This window comes from Citrobacter sp. Cb028 (assembly GCF_030336705.1).
Taxonomy (GTDB): domain Bacteria; phylum Pseudomonadota; class Gammaproteobacteria; order Enterobacterales; family Enterobacteriaceae; genus Citrobacter; species Citrobacter braakii.
Window position 1 is genome coordinate 25609 of the sequence record NZ_JAOWCZ010000027.1, and the last position, 21901, is coordinate 47509.

Annotated in this window: 16 protein-coding genes; 6 read left to right on the forward strand and 10 right to left on the reverse strand. The window is 53.3% G+C overall.

Translation table 11 applies throughout. The features are described from left to right. Positions 1-11: 11 nt before the first annotated feature. A complete protein-coding gene (locus OGV75_RS04415) occupies positions 12-1091 on the reverse strand; it encodes a PTS fructose transporter subunit EIIC (RefSeq protein WP_003825153.1) in 1080 nt (359 codons plus the stop codon). A 308-nt stretch (positions 1092-1399) separates the two neighbouring features. On the opposite strand from OGV75_RS04415, the gene ptsP reads away from it, so the two are divergent. From ptsP to gldA, 3 genes are read left to right on the forward strand one after another with little or no spacing between them, the layout of a single operon-like run. Further along, positions 1400-3901, forward strand: coding sequence for a phosphoenolpyruvate--protein phosphotransferase (gene ptsP / locus OGV75_RS04420; protein ID WP_286480406.1), 2502 nt, complete (start codon positions 1400-1402; stop codon positions 3899-3901). 15 nt (positions 3902-3916) lie between these two features. Further along, positions 3917-4579 (forward strand): fructose-6-phosphate aldolase, encoded by a 663-nt coding sequence (gene fsa, locus OGV75_RS04425; RefSeq protein WP_131347355.1) that lies wholly within the window; start codon positions 3917-3919, stop codon positions 4577-4579. Between the two features lie 12 nt (positions 4580-4591). Next, positions 4592-5695, forward strand: a complete 1104-nt coding sequence (gene gldA, locus OGV75_RS04430; RefSeq protein ID WP_016155275.1) for a bifunctional L-1,2-propanediol dehydrogenase/glycerol dehydrogenase — start codon at positions 4592-4594, stop codon at positions 5693-5695. 84 nt (positions 5696-5779) lie between these two features. Here gldA and katG read toward each other — a convergent pair whose 3' ends face one another. From katG to OGV75_RS04450, 4 genes are all read right to left on the reverse strand, one after another. Beyond that, a complete protein-coding gene (gene katG / locus OGV75_RS04435) occupies positions 5780-7960 on the reverse strand; it encodes a catalase/peroxidase HPI (RefSeq protein WP_016155274.1) in 2181 nt (726 codons plus the stop codon). A gap of 168 nt (positions 7961-8128) precedes the next feature. Further along, a complete protein-coding gene (gene metF / locus OGV75_RS04440) occupies positions 8129-9016 on the reverse strand; it encodes a methylenetetrahydrofolate reductase (RefSeq protein WP_016155273.1) in 888 nt (295 codons plus the stop codon). Positions 9017-9173: 157 nt separating this feature from the next. After that, positions 9174-9545 carry a LysR substrate-binding domain-containing protein gene (locus OGV75_RS04445; protein WP_353622577.1) on the reverse strand — a complete coding sequence of 124 codons (372 nt, stop codon included), beginning with the start codon at positions 9543-9545 and terminating at the stop codon, positions 9174-9176. A 66-nt stretch (positions 9546-9611) separates the two neighbouring features. Continuing rightward, entirely contained in the window at positions 9612-11168 is a 1557-nt protein-coding gene (locus OGV75_RS04450) for a bifunctional metallophosphatase/5'-nucleotidase (RefSeq protein ID WP_286480388.1), read from the reverse strand. Between the two features lie 133 nt (positions 11169-11301). On the opposite strand from OGV75_RS04450, the gene OGV75_RS04455 reads away from it, so the two are divergent. After that, a complete protein-coding gene (locus tag OGV75_RS04455) occupies positions 11302-12477 on the forward strand; it encodes a cytoplasmic protein (protein WP_286480389.1) in 1176 nt (391 codons plus the stop codon). Here the strand turns inward: OGV75_RS04455 and metL are convergent. Further along, entirely contained in the window at positions 12452-14884 is a 2433-nt protein-coding gene (gene metL, locus OGV75_RS04460) for a bifunctional aspartate kinase/homoserine dehydrogenase II (protein WP_016155268.1), read from the reverse strand. The genes OGV75_RS04455 and metL overlap by 26 nt on opposite strands. Before the next feature lie 2 nt (positions 14885-14886). After that, positions 14887-16047 (reverse strand): cystathionine gamma-synthase, encoded by a 1161-nt coding sequence (gene metB, locus OGV75_RS04465; RefSeq protein WP_016155267.1) that lies wholly within the window; start codon positions 16045-16047, stop codon positions 14887-14889. 265 nt (positions 16048-16312) lie between these two features. Between metB and metJ the strand changes: the two genes are divergently transcribed. Further along, positions 16313-16630, forward strand: a complete 318-nt coding sequence (gene metJ / locus OGV75_RS04470) for a met regulon transcriptional regulator MetJ (protein WP_003825168.1) — start codon at positions 16313-16315, stop codon at positions 16628-16630. 53 nt (positions 16631-16683) lie between these two features. Here the strand turns inward: metJ and OGV75_RS04475 are convergent, their stop codons facing one another. From OGV75_RS04475 to rpmE, 3 genes are all read right to left on the reverse strand, one after another. Next, the gene (locus OGV75_RS04475; protein WP_016155266.1) at positions 16684-18108 is read right to left on the reverse strand and encodes an MFS transporter; all 1425 of its coding nucleotides are present in this window, start codon (positions 18106-18108) and stop codon (positions 16684-16686) included. An 87-nt stretch (positions 18109-18195) separates the two neighbouring features. Then, positions 18196-18876 (reverse strand): oligogalacturonate-specific porin KdgM family protein, encoded by a 681-nt coding sequence (locus OGV75_RS04480; protein WP_047415573.1) that lies wholly within the window; start codon positions 18874-18876, stop codon positions 18196-18198. Positions 18877-19215: 339 nt separating this feature from the next. After that, complete coding sequence (rpmE, locus tag OGV75_RS04485) at positions 19216-19428, reverse strand: 50S ribosomal protein L31 (protein ID WP_008787040.1); 213 nt, start codon at positions 19426-19428, stop codon at positions 19216-19218. A gap of 257 nt (positions 19429-19685) precedes the next feature. Between rpmE and priA the strand changes: the two genes are divergently transcribed. After that, the gene (gene priA, locus OGV75_RS04490; protein ID WP_049269708.1) at positions 19686-21884 is read left to right on the forward strand and encodes a primosomal protein N'; all 2199 of its coding nucleotides are present in this window, start codon (positions 19686-19688) and stop codon (positions 21882-21884) included. Positions 21885-21901: the final 17 nt, after the last annotated feature.

The window sequence follows — 21901 nt, forward strand, 5'->3', positions numbered from 1 at the left end:
TCATTCCTCGCTTAATTCATTTCAAAATCTAAATCCAGGTCGTCTTCTTTCTGGTCGACCTGAGACACTTTTTTCCGCGCCAGACTTTTCAGTACGTTAACGCACACAGCGGTCACTACAGCCCCCACGGCAACCGCCGCGATATAACCCAATTTTCCTTCAACGACCGGCAGAACAATCAACCCGCCCCAGCCGGCATAACACTGCGCACCAAACAGCGCGGCGGTTACCGTGCCGCAGGCGGAACCCACCATAATGGATGGGATAACGCGCAGCGGATCGGCGGCAGCAAAAGGAATTGCGCCTTCCGTTACGCCAACGCAGCCCATCACCAGCGCGGCTTTACCGGCTTCACGTTCTTCAGAAGAGAAATTCTTACGACCAATCAGCGTCGCCAAACCTAAGCCCAGCGGCGGCACGCAGATCCCTACCGCGGCGATTGCCACCACGGTATAAACACCCTGCGCCACGCAAATCAGCATGAAGGCGTAGGCAACTTTGTTAATCGGCCCACCCATATCGAAGGCCAACATCAGTCCCATAATTACCGCCAGCAGCACGATGCTGCCCTGCTGCATACCCTGCAGCCACTCGGTCAGGCTAGTGGTTAACGCGCCAACGGGTTCTCCCAGGCCCCACATCATGATGCCTGCGGTGATAAAGGTGCCGACAATAGGAATAACGAAGATAGGCATTACCGATCGCAACACCTTATGTACGGGGATCTTCTTCAGATAATGGACGACGATACCGCCAATAATCCCGGCAATTAGCGCGCCGAAAAAACCTGCGCCGAAGCTGTTTCCCACCCATGCGCCAATCGCACAAGGAGCGAGAGCAGAACGTTCAGCAATGGAATAACCAATATAAGCGGCAAGGAATGGCACCATCAACGTCAGCCCTGCGACGCCAATATCAAACAGTTTCTTGAGATTAGGATCGGTCGCTGCATCCGGTACCGCGCCCTTGCCATACAACATGACGGAGACCGCCAGCAAAATTCCACCCGCGACTACGAAGGGGATCATATGCGAAACACCTGTCATCAGGTGCTGACGGGTATTTTTCAGGATTTGTACCAACTCTTTCATAAGTCGCTCCCAGGCTGCCTAAAGCCCATATCCATAAACTTGTTGCGGAAAACAATAGGCAATCCGACGCGGCGCAAACAGTGGATAAAAAGGCCATTTGCTGGACTTTTGTAATGTCAGCGCAAAAATGCGATCCGCCTCATAACTTGTAGTTTCTCGGAATTTATAGAGGAAATGCTGACTTGTGAGGGATATCTCACTTTGATGGTTACATTACATTTATCCAGTTTTTGGCAGATTTGTCAGATGGCAGGTTCAGGCGTTGCCCTTTTATCCTGTAGCGAGAAATCGTTATGGGAGATGAGGCTATGGCCCTGATTGTGGAATTTACCTGTGAGCTGCCCAATGGCGTACATGCGCGCCCGGCAAGTCACATAGAAACGCAGTGCAACACCTTTACTTCAAACATTGAGTGGCACAACCTGCGTACCGAACGTAGGGGTAACGCCAAGAGCGCATTGGCGCTGATTGGCACCGATACTCTGGCGGGTGATAGCTGCCAGTTGCTGATTTCCGGTGCAGATGAACAGGCAGCCCACCAGCATTTAACCCAATGGTTACGTAATGAATTTCCACACTGCGATGCACCACTAGCGGAAGCCAAAAGCAACGAGCTGGAGCCACTTCCTGCATCCCTCACCAATCTAAACCCACAGCTTTTTCGCGCTCGCACCGTCTGCAGCGGCAGTGCGGGAGGCGTTCTGAGTCTGCTCTCTTCGCTGGATCTCAACGCCCTTAACAATCTCCCATCCGCTAAAGATATTGAAACCGAGCAGGCGGCACTGGATAACGGCTTAACGCTGCTGATGAAGAATATTGCGTTTCGGTTACTCGACAGCGACGGCGCAACCAGTGCGATTCTGGAAGCACACCGCTCGCTAGCAAGCGACCTCTCACTGCGTCAGCACCTGCTCGCTGGAGTATCTCGCGGGTTAAGCTGCGCCCAGGCGATTGTCGAAAGTGCCGGACATTTTTGTGATGAATTCGCCCGCTCCAGCAGCAGTTATTTACAGGAACGTGCGCTGGATGTGCGCGATGTCTGCTTCCAGCTTCTGCAGCAAATTTATGGAGAGCAGCGTTTCCCTGCGCCGGGAAAACTAACCCAGCCTACGGTCTGTATGGCGGACGAGCTCACACCGAGCCAGTTCCTCGAACTGGACAAAACATTGCTGAAAGGCTTGCTGTTAAAAAGCGGCGGTACCACTTCACACACGGTGATTCTCGCCCGGTCATTCAACATTCCTACGCTGGTTGGCGTGGATATTGAACCCTTAATGCCATGGCTGCAGCAAACGGTTTATATCGATGGTAACGCAGGAGCGGTCATTGTTGCCCCTGATGAATCCGTCGTACGTTACTACCAGCAGGAAGCCCGTATCCAGGATGCCATTCGAGAACAACAACGTATCTGGCTGACCCAGGAGGCGCGCACGGGTGATGGCATCCGCATGGAAGTCGCCGCCAACATCGCCCATTCCGTGGAAGCGCAAGCAGCCTTTGGCAACGGTGCGGAAGCGGTTGGCCTGTTCCGCACGGAAATGCTGTATATGGACCGCACCTGCGCCCCGGATGAGAACGAGCTATACAACATTTTCTGCCAGGCGCTGGAGCCCGCGCAGGGACGCAGCATCATTGTGCGCACCATGGATATCGGTGGTGATAAACCCGTTGATTACCTGAATATTCCTGCCGAAGCCAACCCGTTCCTCGGTTATCGCGCGGTGCGTATCTATGAAGAATACGCCGCTTTGTTTACCACACAACTGCGATCGATCCTGCGCGCATCAGCGCACGGTAGCCTGAAAATCATGATCCCAATGATCTCCTCTATGGAAGAGATCCTGTGGGTCAAAGAGAAGCTGGCCGAAGCTAAACAGCAACTGCGTACTGAACACATCCCGTTTGATGAGAAGATCCCGCTCGGTATCATGCTGGAGGTTCCGTCAGTGATGTTCATCATCGATCAATGCTGCGAAGAAATTGATTTCTTTAGTATTGGCAGTAATGACCTGACGCAATATCTGCTGGCGGTCGACCGCGACAACGCCAAAGTTACCCGCCATTACAACAGCCTGAATCCAGCCTTCTTGCGCGCACTGGATTACGCCGTACAGGCGGTACATCGTCAGGGAAAATGGATTGGCCTGTGCGGCGAACTTGGCGCTAAAGGTTCAGTGCTACCGCTGCTTGTGGGACTGGGTCTGGACGAGATCAGCATGAGCGCTCCCTCCATTCCCGCCGCCAAAGCGCGGATGGCGCAACTTGACAGCCGCGCCTGCCGTCAGTTGCTGAATCAAGCAATGGCGTGTCGAACGTCGCTGGAGGTCGAACATCTGCTGGCTCAGTTCCGCATGACTCAACAGGATACCCCTCTGGTTACCGCCGAGTGCATCACGCTGGATAGCGACTGGCGTAGTAAAGAGGAGGTCATCAAAGGGATGACCGACAACCTCCTGCTGGCAGGTCGTTGCCGCTATCCGCGTAAACTGGAAGCCGATCTGTGGGCGCGCGAAGCGGTCTTCTCTACCGGATTAGGTTTTAGCTTCGCCATTCCACACAGCAAATCAGAACATATTGAGCAGTCCACTATCAGCGTAGCGCGCCTGCAAGCGCCGGTACGTTGGGGTGATGATGATGCGCAGTTCATTATTATGCTGACGCTCAACAAACACGCCGCGGGCGACCAGCATATGCGTATTTTCTCGCGTCTGGCACGGCGCATTATGCATGAAGAATTCCGTAACGCGCTGGTTAACGCCGCCTCTGCCGACGCTATCGCCAGCCTGCTGCAACATGAACTTGAACTTTAAAGAGGGTGTTTTTGTATGGAACTTTACCTTGATACCGCCAACGTCGCGGAAGTCGAACGTCTGGCACGCATCTTCCCTATCGCGGGTGTCACCACCAACCCAAGCATTGTGGCAGCAAGCAAAGAATCCATCTGGGATGTGCTGCCGCGCCTGCAAAACGCCATTGGCGAAGAGGGCATTCTGTTTGCCCAAACCATGAGCCGCGACGCACAAGGCATGGTGGAGGAAGCCAAACGTCTGAGCAACACGGTCCACGGTCTGGTGGTAAAAATCCCGGTGACATCCGAAGGTCTGGCCGCGATCAAGATGCTGAAAAAAGAGGGCATCACCACGCTGGGAACCGCCGTGTACAGTGCCTCTCAGGGGCTGCTGGCAGCGCTGGCGGGGGCGAAATATATCGCGCCTTACGTTAACCGTATTGACGCGCAGGGCGGCGACGGAATTCGCACGGTACAAGAACTGCAAACGTTACTGGAACTGCATGCGCCAAACAGCATGGTACTGGCAGCCAGCTTTAAAACCCCTCGTCAGGCGCTGGATTGCTTACTGGCAGGATGCGAAGCAATCACCCTGCCATTAGACGTAGCGCAACAAATGCTCAATACCCCTGCGGTAGAGTCAGCAATAGAGAAGTTTGAACATGACTGGAACAATACATTTGGTCACATCAACCTGTGAGGGAAATAAAGTATGGATCGCATTATTCAATCACCTGGTAAGTACATCCAGGGTGCCGATGTTATTACCCGTCTTGGCAACTACCTCAAACCACTGGCAGAGCGCTGGCTGGTCGTTGGGGACAAGTTTGTCTTAGGCTTTGCCCAGGGCGCACTGGAAAAAAGCTTCCAGGATGCCGGACTGGCGCTGGAGATTGCACCGTTTGGCGGCGAGTGTTCACAAAACGAAATCGACCGTCTGCGTGGCGTGGCAGAAAAAGCGCAATGTGGCGCAGTACTTGGTATTGGCGGCGGTAAAACACTGGATACTGCCAAAGCGCTGGCGCACTTTATGGGCGTGCCTGTCGCCATTGCGCCAACCATCGCCTCTACCGATGCACCGTGCAGCGCGCTGTCCGTTATTTACACCGATGCCGGTGAATTCGATCGCTATTTGCTGCTGCCCAATAACCCGGACAGGGTCATTGTTGATACCAAAATTGTCGCGGGCGCACCGGCGCGTCTGTTAGCCGCGGGCATCGGCGATGCGTTAGCGACCTGGTTCGAAGCGCGCGCCTGTTCACGCAGCGGCGCAACCACCATGGCGGGCGGTCAGTGCACTCAGGCGGCGCTGGCGCTGGCTGAGCTGTGCTTTAATACGCTGATAGAAGAAGGTGAAAAAGCGATGCTGGCTGCCGAGCAGCACGTGGTAACGCCTGCGCTGGAGCGCGTTATTGAAGCCAACACCTATCTGAGCGGCGTCGGTTTTGAAAGCGGCGGTCTGGCGGCGGCGCACGCCATCCATAACGGTCTGACGGCAATCCCGGATGCGCATCACTATTACCACGGCGAGAAAGTGGCTTTCGGCACGCTGACGCAACTGGTACTGGAAAACGCGCCGGTCGATGAAATTGAAACCGTTGCGGCGCTGTGTCATTCCGTTGGCCTGCCGATTACCCTGGCGCAACTGGACATCAAACAGGATATTCCGGCGAAAATGCGCATTGTGGCTGAAGCTGCCTGTGCCGAAGGCGAAACCATCCACAACATGCCTGGCGGCGCAACGCCGGACCAGGTGTATGCCGCCCTGCTGGTGGCTGACCAGTACGGTCAACGTTACCTGCAAGAGTGGGAATAACCGGCCAATAAAAATCCCCGCAATTGCGGGGATTTTTTGTTCATACTATGCCGGACCCGCGCAAGCGACTTCCGGCATGGTCTGTTACAGCAGATCGAAACGATCCAGGTTCATCACTTTCACCCATGCGGCAACGAAATCTCTCACGAACTTCTCGTGAGCATCGCTGCAGGCATAAACTTCAGCCACTGCGCGCAGTACAGAGTTAGAACCAAACACCAGATCGGCGCGAGTTGCGGTGTATTTTACTTCGCCGCTCGAACGGTCACGACCTTCAAACAGCTCTTGTGACTCATCAACCGCCTTCCACTCATGACGCATATCCAGCAGATTGACGAAGAAGTCAGTGCTGAGTACGCCAGGGCGATCGGTAAAGACGCCGTGCTGGCTACCATCAAAGTTGGTGCCCAGTACGCGCATACCGCCCACCAGCACGGTCATTTCCGGTGCGGTTAGCGTCAACTGCTGCGCTTTGTCGATCAGCAACGACTCGGTGGTCGACACGTCAGGACGAGCGCGGTAGTTACGGAAACCATCGGCAATCGGCTCAAGCAGTTCAAACATCTCAATATCCGTTTGATCCTGACGCGCATCCACACGACCCGGCGCAAAAGGTACCTTGATGCTGACACCCGCAGCGCTAGCCGCCTGCTCGATACCGACAACACCGGCCAGCACGATAATATCGGCCAACGAGGCAGTATGGGCAGACTTATAAATACCTTCCAGCACAGGCAGAACGCGTGCCGCGGTGGCATTCACATCCCAGCCGCGTTGTGGGTCCAGCGCCAGACGCGCACCGTTAGCGCCGCCACGTTTATCCCCGCCACGGAAAGTCGATGCCGAAGCCCACGCTACCGATACCAGTTCGCCCACGGACAGTCCGGAAGCAGCGATGGTCGCCTTCAGCTTCAGGATATCTTCTTCGCTTGGGTTGAAGAACGCATGCGGCAGCGGATCTTGCCAGATCAGATCTTCTTTTGGCACTTCCGGGCCAATGTAACGCGATTTTGGCCCCATATCGCGGTGCGTCAGTTTAAACCACGCACGGGCAAACGCTTCGTTGAACGCTTGCGGATCGTTCAGGAAACGGCGAGAGATCTTTTCGAACTCAGGATCGAAACGCAGCGTCAGGTCGGTAACCAGCATCGTCGGCTTGCGTTTTTTCGACGGATCAAACGGATCGGGAATAATTTCTGGCGCGTCAACCGCTTCAAACTGAATCGCGCCTGCCGGACTGCGAGTCTGCACCCACTCATATTTGAACAGGTTCTCGAAGAAATAGTTGCTCCATTGGGTAGGCGTCTGCGTCCACACCACTTCCAGACCGGAAGTAATTGCATCCGCGCCCGCGCCACTACCGTAGCTGCTGGCCCAACCCAGGCCCTGCGCTTCAATCGGTGCGGATTCTGGATCGGCGCCAACGTGCGATGCCGCTGCTGCGCCGTGGGTTTTGCCCAACGTATGACCGCCGCCAATCAGCGCCACGGTTTCTTCGTCGTTCATTCCCATGTTACCGAAGGTCGCGCGAATAGCCGCTGCCGCAGAAAGCGGTTCGCCGCTATGGTCCGGCCCTTCCGGGTTGACATAAATAAGGCCCATTTCGGTGGCGCCCAGCGGCGCTTTTGCCAGCTCTTCCGGGTGACGGTGAGTCAGCCAGGCTTTTTCATCACCCCAGTTTACGTCGAGATCCGGTTCCCAGACATCTTCACGACCGGCACCAAAGCCAAAGGTACGGAAACCTGAGTTTTCCAGCGCCACGTTACCCGCGAGGATAAACAGGTCGGCCCAGGAAATTTTCTGACCATATTTCTGCTTGATTGGCCACAGCAGACGACGTGCTTTATCAAGGCTGACGTTGTCCGGCCAGGAGTTCAGTGGTGCAAAACGCTGCTGTCCGCGACCCGCTCCACCGCGTCCATCGATAGAGCGATAGGTTCCCGCGCCGTGCCATGCCATGCGGATAAACAATCCGGCATAGGTTCCCCAGTCAGCGGGCCACCACGGTTGAGATTCGGACAGAAGGGCTCTGAGATCCCCTTTCAGGGCAGAATAGTCGAGTTTACTAAACTCTTTGCGGTAGTCGAAGTCCTCACCCAGCGGGTTCGAACGGTTGGAATGTTGGTTTAAAAGATCAACGCGGAGTTGATTTGGCCACCAGTCGCGGTTATTCGTTCCTGCTCCCGCGCTCTGATCGTGACCGCCTTGATGAAAAGGACACTTACCGGCAGTTGATGCGTTTTGGCTATCGTCGGACATGCTCATCTATATGCTCCCTTTACAGTGTTCTGACTACGATATACACCACCAGAGATAAGATATAGTCGAAATAACCCACAGATTCGATAGCTAATTCCTTTTATATTTTAAGTTGCAGAGATGTAGATCAAAATGATCAACAAAAAGCCCTCCGTAGAGGGCTGGGGCATCTGTTTAGTTAGGTCTTACACCCAGTGTGTGACAAATAGCGTAGCTCATCTCGGCACGGTTGAGGGTATAGAAGTGAAAATCCTTCACCCCTTCGCGACTGAGAATTTTCACCATATCCATGGCGATATTTGCGCCCACCAGCTTGCGGGTTTCCGCGTCATCATCAAGACCATCAAACATGGTCGACATCCACGCAGGAATGCGGACGTTGGTCATGTCAGCAAATTTTTTCGCCTGCTTAAAGTTAGAAACCGGCAGGATGCCCGGAATAATTTCCACATCGATTCCCGCAGACACACAGCGATCGCGAAAGCGCAGATAGCTTTCTACATCGAAGAAAAACTGGGTGATCGCGCGGTTTGCACCGGCATCAACCTTACGCTTCAGGTTCAGCAAATCGGCCTGAGCGCTTTTGGCTTCCGGGTGCACTTCCGGGTAAGCCGCAACGGAGATATCGAAGTCTGCAACGTCTTTCAGCAGAGTCACCAGGTCGGAAGCATACATATCCGGTTTACCGCTTCCCGGCGGCAGGTCGCCGCGCAGGGCAACAATATGACGAATACCGTTATGCCAGTAGTCCTGAGCAATGGTACGCAGCTCATCACGGGTCGCATCAATGCATGTCAGGTGCGGGACCGCTTCAAGACCTGTGCGATCCTTAATGCCTTTAATAATGCTATGCGTACGGTCGCGCTCACCAGAGTTTGCACCGTAAGTCACTGAAACAAACTTCGGCTTCAGGCTGCTCAGGCGATCGATGGAGTTCCACAGGGTTTGCTCCATTTCACTGGTGCGCGGCGGGAAAAACTCAAACGAAACGTTAATCTGACCCTGCACTTCTGCCAGGCTCTGATTCAGGGCTTCCCGCTGGTTGGCGTGAAAAAAGCTCATACCTTACCTCATCAATCTTTTGTCGTTATATGTTGTGTTGTGAACTGCTATACGTTTAGACGTCTAGATGTAAAAATGACGGAAAAGCATGCTGGCGTCAACACAAAAATCATCGTTAAAGGTGAGGAATACTCAGCCAACGTGAAAAAAATTCACATCAGCTTGAAATGGTGAGGGATTGCGTCACGACCGTCTGTAGCCACTCTACTTTTGTTACGTTCTCAGGCAGTGTCGCTAACCCCATGCTAAGACGCAATTCTGTATCAGTAAGCGGAAGGAAGATCACGCCCTGACGCTGGATAGCGGAAAAGGAGGCCGGAACCAGGCTCAGACCGTCACCCTGAGCGATCCGTGCCAGCAACACGTCATGTTCCATCGGCTCCTCAATAAGGGCAGGAGAGTAACCGGCACGACGAAAAATGTGTCGAGTGTAATCAAAAAAAGCAGGGTTACGTTCACGTTTGAACCAGAACAGCGGTCGGTGGTTCAGCGACGTTAACGGCAGCACTAAACGGCCTGTTCGCCGCAAAAGAGGTGTTTGCCTCCCCCAGAGGTTAAAACAAAGGCCAGCGGAATATCTGCTGGCCTGACCTCACTACGGTTTCACATCTTCCACACGCATGCCTTTGAGTTGCTCATCCGTCAGCGTATTTCTCGCTTTGAAATAATCAACGACCGCATTAGAGACATAGTAACCGCCGGATGTGTTACGCGCTTTACCTTCAGTAAATGTCGTGAAACCATCACCGCCGTCCGCCAGGAAGCTATTGGTGGCAATGTGATAAACCGTGGCATCCTCAATGGGTTTGCCGTTTAACGTCAATACGCTAACCCGCTGACCAACCGGTTTACTGCTGTCATACTTCATCTCCAGTCCTTTGGACACCTGCAATACACCGTTGCTTAAACCCGCGCCGTGCTCCATCAGGCTACGTAACTGCTTCCCGGTGAGATCCATGGTTGCCAGCTCATTCGGGAACGGGAAGGTGCTAATGACTGCGCCCATGGTGATGACTCCAGCAGGGATTTCATTCCGGATGCCGCCCGAGTTAGTGAGCGCTAACTGGGTATCTTTACCCGCCGCAACCAGCAACGCATCTGCCGCCAGATTTCCCAGCGAAGAAGATTCACCGTAAGCACGCGTCAGCTCAACCGGCGCGTTGGCAACCGTCTGCTGCACCACTTTATCGAGCTTTTTATTCCAGCCATCAATGACCTGTTTCGTCTGCGGGTCTGGCTGCCACTCATCAGCAAAAATGGTTTTCAGCTCGAAGTTCTTCACGGTAAATTGATGCGGTTTTTGCTGGTAATCCAGCACCAGTTTACCCACATCAATGCCGCCGCTGTCGGTAGACAGAATCAGGGTGTTACCTACTTTAATCGGCTCCGGCGTGCCCACATGCGCATGACCGGTGATCAGGATGTCCAGCCCCTGCACCTGGCCTGCGGTCTGGATGTCTTTATCCAGCGCACGGCGTACATCGGTGCCCCCCAGACTGGACTGACGCGCTGGCGTGCCTTCATGGATCAGCGCCACGGTGAGATCGACTTTGCCTTTCAGCTCATCGATATAGCGTTGCAACCACTTCACTTCATCCCGCGCCTCGATCCCGACACGTGTCGCAGCGGAAACCGTATCATCAAAAGCAAACACGCCGTGCAGGCCAATCACGCCAATCTTCACGCCATCTTTTTCAATAATGGTGTAAGGCTTATCCCAGAACATTTTGCTGCTGTTTTGGTAAAAGATGTTGCCCTGCACGATCGGAAACTTTGCCTGGCTCAGCTGCAGCAGCGTATTGTCCCAACCGTGATCGAATTCATGATTACCCATGGTGACAGCGTCAAAATTCATGGTGTTCATGATATCGATAATCGCCTTCCCCTTGGTCAGGCTGCTGATATATGGCCCGGTGAAATAGTCGCCAGCATCCAAAAACCAGGTGGCACTATTTTTCGCTTTCTCCTGCTTCACCATCGCCGAGATATTGGCCCAACCGCCAATATCTCGTGTGCCATTGGCAATCCATGGCACTTTATAAGGTTCGACATGGGCATGGAGATCGTTGGTATAAATAATCGTGACATCTTTGGCACTCGCCCAGAGCGGTAAAGATACCAGAACACCGACAGCAAGCATTTTTAGCTTCATAACCAATCCCTTTCAGTCATATAAAGATTCGCTACGTTACGTTCTGAAAGGTTTTTTTATGTGAGAAAACTCACATCCATCGGTGATAGTTGCAGGCCAAAATCAACGACCATTAAAAATCGTTGGTAACAGGATGACGTCACTGTTCACTATCAATTGCTGCAAATCCTTTGGCTGCAAAAATCTGGGGCTGGCGAGTTCAGCTGATTACAGCTGGCCAGAATATCGGCTGGGTTATGCCGCACTGCATTGTCGGGCATGCGGCAGCCTTCCACCGCTGTTTGATGAGGAACAGTTCCGTTGCTGGTTGTCGGCATATTTAGCGGATTTTGCCGCTAATCGTGGTCAGTTTTGCCCATGTTGCTACCAACGAGAAATCATCCGCTATGGGCATAATCCCCAGGGCAGCCAGCGCGTCCAGTGCCGAAACTGCAAAAAAGTGTGGACACCAAAGCAGGCGCCTCCCACCAGCATCGTTTTGCCAGAACAAATAGCGACGATTCCCTTGCTCGTCCCTTTTCAGGGCGTTAGTGCAGACCAGCAACTCTATGTATTACTCTCTTTTGACGCTATTCGCGGCAATGTTCTGCATATTTCCAGCAACTTCACGCCGCACACTGCCGGCATATCATTGCTTTACCGCTGGCGTGGCAGTGCTGAGCCAACAGTCATTCACGACGATATCATTGAGCGAGTGAGTCAGCGGGAAACCCAGTTTTTACGCCGCAGCCAGTTTGATGAAATCCAGTACGGCAGCGCCATACTTAAACGGAACGCCAGCGGCGCGATTTTACGCCCGGTCATTACTGCCCATGGGCATTTCCGCCTACTGAGCCATCTATGGCCAGAGGTAAAAACCCATATTATTGCCCACGAATGCTTCCTGCGCGGCGCAGCGATTACCGCATGGGCGGAACAGTTTCGCCATCATCGCGCCTCGCTGTGGTTTATTGATGAAGAAATGAATAGCGATCAGCGCACGCTGCCCTGGCAATTGCTGGGTAAAACGTATCAGGGATGGTGGCGAAATCAGTGGCAAATCTGGCAACGAGGCGATATGCGTAAAATGGTGTGTTTATTAACGCAGGGGCGGGTTGAAGAAAGCGCGTCAATAACCCTGGCGGCAAGCCATCATTTTCTCGCCTGGTTGCGGCAACAGACGGAATTTGAGCAAAGTACCCGTTACTCTGCCCATTCGGTGTTTCAGGCGATAAGGTCGCTGGCAGATAAATACAACGCCCTCATTGAGGGCGATGTTTACACATGTTTTCCGGCAACAAAAACTACAGCAGTTGCGCCAGGCGGTTGATATCAGACTGAATCGCCCCGGCGGTCACATCGCGGCCCGCCCCCGGTCCGCGAATGACCAGCGGGTTATCACGATACCAACGGCTTTCAATGGCGAAGACGTTATCGCACGGCAGTAGTGCCGCCAGCGGGTGCTCAGGGCGTACCGCTTCAACGCCAACGCGTGCCTTACCGTTAGCGTCAAAACGCGCCACATAGCGTAGCACCAGTCCCATTTCACGTGCCGCTTCCAGGCGTTGCACCATCTGCTCGTTCAGCTCATCGCCATTTTCAAAGAAATGGTCAATAGAACCTGCTTCACAGTGCGCAGGCACCAGCGATTCTACGCGCACCTGGTCCGGTTCAATGTCGTAACCCGCTTCACGCGCCAGAATCACCAGCTTGCGCATCACATCTTTGCCGGACAGATCCACGCGCGGATCAGGTTCAGTCAGACCCTGCTGCCACGCCTGATCCACCAGATCGGTGAACGGGACCGTGCCATCAAATTGCAGGAACAACCACGACAACGTGCCGGAGAAGATCCCGCTGATCGACAGAATAGTATCTCCGCTATCAATCAGATCGCGCACGGTATGGTTGATCGGCAAACCTGCGCCGACGGTGGCGTTATACAGCCAGTGGCGACCGGTTTTTTCAAAGGCGTCATGAATCTGGCGGTAATTATTACTGCTGCTCGCCCCCGCCAGCTTGTTGGCGCTGATAACGTGGAAGCCATGACTGGCGAAATCCAGATACTGCTCCGCCAACTGCTCGCTGGCAGTGACGTCCAGCACCACTAAATCATCATACGGGTGGGCACGCATCCACAGGAACAATGACTCTTCATCCTGTTCTACCGCCTCGTCATCGAAGAAGGCCAATGCGCGACTGGCATCCAGCCCTTCGTAATTCAGCAGGCTACGGCGACTATCAACCACTCCTGCCAGCACGAACTCTAATCCGGTACGCGCCGAGAGCGTGCTCTGCTCGCGGGCAAACAGCTCCAGCCAGCGCGACCCAATGTTACCTTTGCCGAACAGCACCAGACCAATGCGTTTTTCCGCGCGGAAGATTGACTGGTGCAGACCCTGAATCAGGCTCTCCGTTGGCCCGGTACGCAATACGGCGACCAGGCTAATGCCCTCTTCCGACTGCCAGGTGAATTCGACCGGCTGACCTTTCAGCTGTTGCCAAAAGCGATGGCAGTGCAGCGGGTTACGGGTGACGCCCGCCCCAACCATCGCCACCAGCGCCAGCCCCTGGCGCAGACGCAGCTCGCCCGGCAGGCCAGCTTCATCCAGAATTTTCAGTGCGCCATCAGCGACTTCGGAGGTATAGCAAAATTGCAGCAACTGGCGGTCAGGATGTACACCCACTGCCAGCGGACGCACCTGGGTGCGTTTTAAGATCTGATCAATCTCTTTATAGGCCAGTTTAAAGTCCTGGCCAGTGGGAACCTGAAACTCAATCAGGCAAACGTCGTCATGGCTGGTCACAATACGTGCCCCGGTACCGGAAGCCAGCACGCGTTCAATACGCGTTGATCCCTGCTCCGGCGTATAGCTACAACGCAACTGGAGATCGATATCGCTGCCGGAAACCGGCTGGAGGGTGCGGGCATGGAGAACCGGAGCCGCCAGACGCGCCAGCTCGCTGGCTTCATCCAGACGCAGCAGCGGCAGCAGACAGGCATCTTTTACTTTACGCGGATCCGCGCTGTAAACCCCGGCAACATCGCTCCAGATGGTTACGCGGGAAACCCCCGCCAACGCGCCAACCTGCGTCGCCGAGTAGTCGGAGCCGTTACGCCCCAGCAGTACCGTCTCACCGGCGTTGCTGCGGCTAATGAAACCGGTAACGACCAGGCGTTTGCCCGGATGCTGCGCCAGCAGTTGTTGCAGCAATGGGTAAGAAAGACCTTCATCCACCTGCGGCTGAGCGCCGCGCTCGGCACGTAAAAAATCGCGCGCATCCAGCCAGGCTGACTCCAGCCCCTGTTGGTTAAGGACGGCAGACATCAAACGCGCCGACCACACCTCGCCATGCCCGACGACTTCAGCATAGACGGCATCATTCACGCCGCTGTCGAGTAACCCGGCCAGACGCTCCAGATCGTGAATAAACGCGCCGATCAGCCCATCCGCCACCTCAGGAGGTAACAAACCGCTGATAAGCTCACTCTGATAGCGACGTAACGCCTGTTGAACCTGATGCGCAGAAAGACGATCGGTCTGGCTTAATTTTAGCCAGCTAATCAACTGGTTAGTGGTACTGCCTGCGGCTGAAACAACCATCATGTCATCAGGCTGCGAGTACTCCGCCATAATGCCTGCGACACGCAGATAACATTTCACATCAGCCAGACTACTACCACCAAATTTGTGCAGTTGACGACCCTTCGTCCCTGCCTGCGCAATCACACTCATGTTTACCCCTTGTTTGCAGCCCGGAAGCCATTTTCCAGGTCGGCAATTAAATCTTCGCCATCTTCAATACCGGTGGAGATACGCAACAGCGTTTCCGAAATTCCGGCAGCAGCACGCGCTTCTGGCGCCATTCCCGCGTGTGTCATGGTTGCGGCATGGGAGATCAGACTTTCAACGCCCCCTAACGATTCCGCCAGCGTAAACAATGACAACCCGCCGAGGAAGCGACGCAGCGTTTGCTCATCGCCATCCAGCTCAAAACTCAACATCGCGCCAAACCCTTTTTGCTGACGCGCGGCAATCTCATGGCCCTGATTATCCGGCAATGACGGGTGATACAATTTTTTCACCAGCGGCTGAGTTTGCAGATAATCCACAATCGCCTGAGCATTACGTTGCGCCACCTCCATACGAGGTGACAGAGTACGCAGGCCGCGCAACAACAGATAACTATCAAACGCGCCGCCGGTCACACCAATATTATTCGCCCACCATGCCAGTTCAGTGACCATTTCCGGATCTTTTGCTATCACCACACCAGCCACTACGTCGGAGTGACCGTTTAAATATTTCGTGCATGAATGCAACACCAGATCGGCACCTAATGCCAGTGGATTTTGCAGTGCCGGGCTTAAAAAAGTGTTGTCCACCACGCTGACCGCACCAGCCTCGCGCGCCAGCTGGCAGATTTTCGCGATATCCACCACGCGCAACAGCGGGTTGCTTGGGCTTTCTACCAGCACCAGCTTCGGTTTTTCCGCCAGTGCCGCCTGCAACGCCTGCTCATCTCCTTGATCGACAAACAGTACGCGATAACAGCCACGCTTTGCCAGGCTGTCAAACAGACGATAGCTCCCGCCGTAGCAGTCGTGCGGCGCGACCAGCAGATCGCCAGGCTTGAGGAATACCGTGGTCACCAGATGAATCGCCGACATGCCGGTATTGGTCAGTACTGCCCCCGCCCCACCTTCCAGTTCCGCCAGCGCACGCTGAACGACATCACGCGTTGGGTTACCGCGGCGCGAATAGTCATGGGCGCGAGGCTCATTAAAACCGGTAAAGTTATAGGTGCTGGAGAGGTGGATCGGCGGGACAACGCAACCGTACTGTTCGTCGTCATTTAACCCGCTACGCACTGCGATGGTGGCCTGTTTACGCGTCATATTGAGGAGATCCTGGCTGAGTCGGTGAAAAGTCAGACACCAGAGTAATCATAGTTACGATAGCCGTCAATACATCTGGACATCTAAACTTCTTTGCGTATAGATTGAGCAAACCGGAAATAGCCGTTAAAATTATATGCATTAGCGTACATCTGCGTCGGCTTACTTCGTGTCAGGGCCACGCCACTACGATAAACTACGCGCAATTATGGTCCGGGCTCAGGTTCTGGCCTCAATATTAATGACAAAGAGGATTAGGTATCTCATGGCTGAATGGAGCGGCGAATATATCAGCCCATACGCTGAGCACGGTAAGAAGAGTGAGCAAGTCAAAAAAATTACGGTTTCCATTCCTCTGAAGGTGTTAAAAATCCTTACCGATGAACGCACGCGTCGTCAGGTTAACAACCTGCGTCACGCCACCAACAGCGAACTGCTGTGTGAAGCGTTTCTGCATGCTTTTACCGGGCAACCATTACCCAACGATGACGACCTGCGTAAAGAGCGCAGCGATGAAATCCCGGAAGAAGCAAAGGTAATCATGCGCGAACTGGGTATCAACCCGGAAACGTGGGAATACTGATTTTTCAAGACAGATGAGAAAAGGCGGGATTACTCCCGCCGCTTCTCACTACGTTACTTACTGATACCATTAATCTTATTCAATGTTTCTTCCATTTTGAGCGTCTCTTTACGGTTCAATGGATAGAAATAAATCAGAATGACCGCTGCCAAGAACAGGCATAAAGCCGGTAACAGATTTGCCATCGTATAGATGTTTTCCTGCACAATGCTGGTTTGCACAGCGCCGCCCGTTGACGAAGATTGATAACCAATGATGGCCAGCATAAAGCCGCCAATAGCCCCTGCGCACGCCTGGCCAACCTTGCGGGCGAAGAAGTTCACGCCATAGACGGTCCCATCTTCACGATCGCCGGTGACATACTGGTGATAATCACACACATCGGTCATAAACGCCCAAATCATCAGGTTGAATAACCCGGCCCCCAGCGTCGCCAGGAACAGGAAAACCAAATAAACCTTCGCGTCGGTAATGTGAGTGAAGTACATAATCACATACATGGCTACCGCAAAGAGCAGCGCGCCTACGCTGGCTTCTTTCTTACCAAAGCGCTTCGTGAGCCAGGATGCTGAGGGTGCCAGCAAAACCAGAGAGCCAAAGGTGAAGAGCAATGCAACGGACATGGCCTCTTTGTTATGGAAATAGTCATTAAACAGGTAAGTCATGTTGGTACCAGACAACCCCTGATTAATCACAATCAGCAGATCCACAACCACTAAAACAATTAGCGCTTTATTGCGTATCAACCCCTTCAGCAGCACAGAAACCGGCATGCTCTCTTTTCTTTCCACCCGCACGCGTTCCGTCGTTAACTGACAGGTCAACGTTAAAAAGATAAACCCCAGCACAGAACAACCAATGGCAATCCAGAAGAAATGCTGCCCAGAGATCACCTGGCTTCCGTCCACCAGAGTGGTGTACATCAGGATCGGAATAAAAAAGCCGGTTGTCCCGCCACCGATGGCGGACCCAACGCTGCGCCAGGTTGACAGCGATACGCGATCTTCCGGATTCGAGCTAATCGCCGCAGACATGGCGCCATACGGAATACTCACTGTCGATAACAGCGAACCGTAAATAAAATAGGAACAGCAGATGTAGATAATTTTCGCCGTATAAGAAAAATCATGCACAAACGGCAGGAACAGAACGACCGCAATGATGCAAAACGGGTACTTCATGCGGCGCACCCAGGGGTTAAATCGTCCATGAACCGTCAGTTTAGAGGTATCACATAAGCGCCCTACGCCAACGTCGACAAACGCATCAAAGAGTTTGGTCACAAAATAGAGTGAACCAACAATAACACCGGAAATACCGAGTACGTTGGTGTAATAAATCATTAAAAAACTATTTACCAGCCCAAGAATAAAACAGGTTCCGAGGTCACCACATAAATAACCGAATTTATCTCTTAATCCGAAAGGCCTGACGGCAATATTTTGATTGCTTCCAATCATTGTTCCATCATTAGACATGATGTTAACTCCTTAGACACATTATTCACGCAAACTATGCGTATACCGATGCTCAGCGTAATAAATCGATACGAAGTGTATTAACGGTCAGAAGTTATAACCGAGACCAACGCGATAGCGGGTCTGACGATCGTCTGTGGTTGTGGTGTTATACCCCGAGGAAACGTTACCTACCTCAACAAATGGAACCCATGAGCCTATTTTATATGCCACACGGAAGTTATATTCGTAATCGTCTTTTCGGTTGTTATATAAATCTTCGCTATCGGCAATTTTATAAATGCCATTTAGCTCAAACATCCAGTCATTGATGTTGTAACCGAGCCATGCTTCCGGACGATAGACCATGCGGTCATCCTTGCCGTCAGTGTTTCTGCGCATGTACTCCTGACGATAGCGGAACGCAGTCCACCAATGGTCATTGATGTTATACTGCACGCGAATATAAGGCTTATAAATCGCGATGTTATCGCCCGTTTCGATCGCAATACCCGGCTGCCAGACAAGGTCATTCCAGGTGAACTGGTAGCTCGCCGTATACTCGTTGCCATTACTTTCCATATTATTCCACGCATCATTAGATTGCGTATTTTCGGAACGTGAAATGGCCTCGACTGCCACACCAAAACCCGTAGCAAAACGATGCGACATATAAACACGGTCGTAATTACGACCATCATCATAATATTCATGTCGATAATCAACATAACCCGCTTGCGCGGCCGCAGAGAATAATGAAATCAGTAATAACGCGGATTTAAATTTCATGACCATCCCTCTTCACACTAAATCTAGGAAATTGCCCATCTCGCTCCGTCCATAAATGAAGAAACGATGAAGGAATAAGAATAATTTTATATTTCCACGAAAGTGTATTTTATAAAGAAGGAAGAAACCTTTGGTATTTTGCCAAAGATTGGCATAAGTGGCAAAAACAAGAAGATAAAAAGGACGCAGATCACCAGTTGAAACATTTTATCGTAAAAATAAAAACACCGTTTTATTTATTAAATAAAAGACATTATTCAATACGTCAATACGAATTTCAGTCTGCAGGCGCAGATACAAAAAAAGCGCCTTAAGGCGCTTTTTTCTGACAGCTGAAACTTACTTGCTGCCTGGGATGCTGAAACGCTTGTTGAAGCGATCAACACGGCCACCGGTAGCAACATCACGCTGCTTGCCAGTATAGAACGGGTGGCACTGACCGCACACGTCCAGGTTCAGATCGTGACCGACGGTAGAGCGGATTTTCATGACGTTACCGCAAGAGCAGTTTGCAGTAATTTCTTCGTATTTCGGGTGAATATCTTTTTTCATGGGAAAACCTCGGTTTAAGGCCGCGTCGCTCTTCCAGCCCTAACGCCAGACACCACGCGATGTTAATTATTCCCCGTCACCTTTCACGCTGCATCAACAGCCTGAAACTCTCGGGTAATGGTCATTGTTTGACGCAATCAATTTGCATCAAAGGCGGCGAATCATACAGAAATTAACCTGCTCATGCAAACTGATCCGCATTCTACCCTTCACTAATGTGTATACTAACCCGCCAGATTTCAAGTCAGGATGATTCAATGCCCGTTGCGCACGTTGCCTTACCCGTTCCGCTACCTCGCACCTTTGACTACCTTCTGCCAGAAGGCATGAGCGCCAAAGCTGGGTGTCGTGTACGCGTGCCCTTTGGCAAGCAACAGGAGCGCGTGGGCATCGTTCTATCCGTCAGCGAGCACAGCGAACTGCCGCTGAGCGAATTGAAAGCCGTTCTCGAAGTGCTGGACAGCGAGCCGGTTTATTCGACCTCCGTCTGGCGTCTGCTGCTGTGGGCGGCTGACTATTATCACCATCCTATCGGCGACGTACTGTTTCACGCCCTGCCGATTCTGCTGCGCCAGGGACGCCCGGCGACAAACGCGCCCATATGGTACTGGTTTGCCACTGAAGAAGGTCAGGTTATTGATCTCAACAGCCTGAAGCGCTCTCCCAAGCAACAGCAGGCGCTGGCTGCGCTACGCCAGGGAAAAATCTGGCGCGACCAGGTGGCTGAGCTCGAATTTAATGACGCCGCATTACAGGCGCTGCGGAAAAAAGGGCTGTGCGATCTGGCGAGCGAAACACCAGGCTTTAGCGACTGGCGTACCCACTACGCGGTTTCAGGTGAGCGTCTTCGACTGAACACTGAGCAAGCCACCGCCGTCGGAGCAATTCACAGCGCCGCGGACAGTTTTAGCGCCTGGCTATTAGCGGGCGTGACGGGCTCAGGCAAAACAGAGGTCTATCTAAGCGTACTGGAAAATGTCCTGGCCCAGGGCAAACAGGCGCTGGTGATGGTGCCGGAGATTGGCCTGACGCCGCAAACTATTGCCCGTTTTCGCGAACGCTTCAATGCGCCGGTCGAAGTCCTGCACTCCGGTTTGAACGACAGCGAACGTCTTTCGGCCTGGCTGAAAGCAAAAAATGGCGAAGCGGCGATTGTTATCGGCACGCGCTCGTCGCTGTTTACACCGTTTAAAAATCTCGGCGTGATTGTCATCGACGAAGAGCACGACAGCTCTTATAAACAGCAGGAAGGCTGGCGCTATCATGCGCGCGATCTCGCGGTTTATCGCGCCCACAGCGAGCAAATCCCGATTATTCTCGGCTCAGCCACTCCGGCTCTGGAAACGCTGTGCAACGTGCGACAGAAAAAATATCGCATGCTGCGCCTGACGCGCCGTGCCGGAAATGCGCGCCCCGCCACTCAGCACGTGCTGGATCTCAAAGGTCAGCAGGTGCAGGCCGGACTCGCCCCTGCGCTTATCACCCGTATGCGTCAGCACCTGCAGGCGGATAACCAGGTGATTCTGTTTTTGAACCGCCGGGGCTTTGCTCCTGCGCTGCTGTGTCATGACTGCGGCTGGATTGCCGAATGTCCGCGCTGCGATCACTACTACACGCTGCATCAGGCACAGCACCATTTACGCTGCCACCACTGCGACAGCCAGCGCCCAATACCACGTCAGTGCCCTTCCTGCGGCTCAACACATATGGTTCCGGTTGGACTCGGCACCGAACAGCTTGAGCAGGCTCTGACCCCTTTTTTCCCCGGTGTGCCAATCTCACGCATCGATCGCGACACCACCAGCCGTAAAGGGTCGCTGGAGCAGCATCTGGCGGAAGTACATCGCGGCGGCGCACGAATTCTGATCGGCACGCAAATGCTGGCCAAAGGCCACCACTTCCCGGACGTCACCCTGGTGGCGCTTCTGGACGTTGACGGCGCACTATTCTCTGCAGATTTCCGGTCGGCAGAACGCTTCGCCCAGCTTTACACGCAGGTCTCCGGGCGAGCAGGACGCGCCGGGAAACAGGGCGAAGTGGTGCTACAAACGCACCATCCTGAGCATCCGCTGCTGCAAACTTTGCTGTACAAAGGTTATGACGCGTTTGCCGAGCAGGCGCTGGCCGAGCGACAAACGCTCCAGCTTCCACCGTGGACCAGCCATGTGATCGTGCGGGCAGAAGATCATAACAACCAGCATGCGCCTATGTTCTTACAACAGTTGCGAAATCTGATCCAGGCCAGTCCGCTTGCCGATGACAAACTGTGGGTGCTCGGCCCGGTTCCCGCCCTGGCCCCCAAGCGCGGCGGTCGCTATCGCTGGCAAATTTTGTTGCAACATCCGTCGCGAATTCGCCTGCAGCATATCGTCAGCGGCACACTGGCGCTGATCAATACGTTACCCGATGCACGTAAGGTTAAATGGGTGCTGGATGTCGATCCCATCGAGGGATAATCCCTCACGATGCGAGG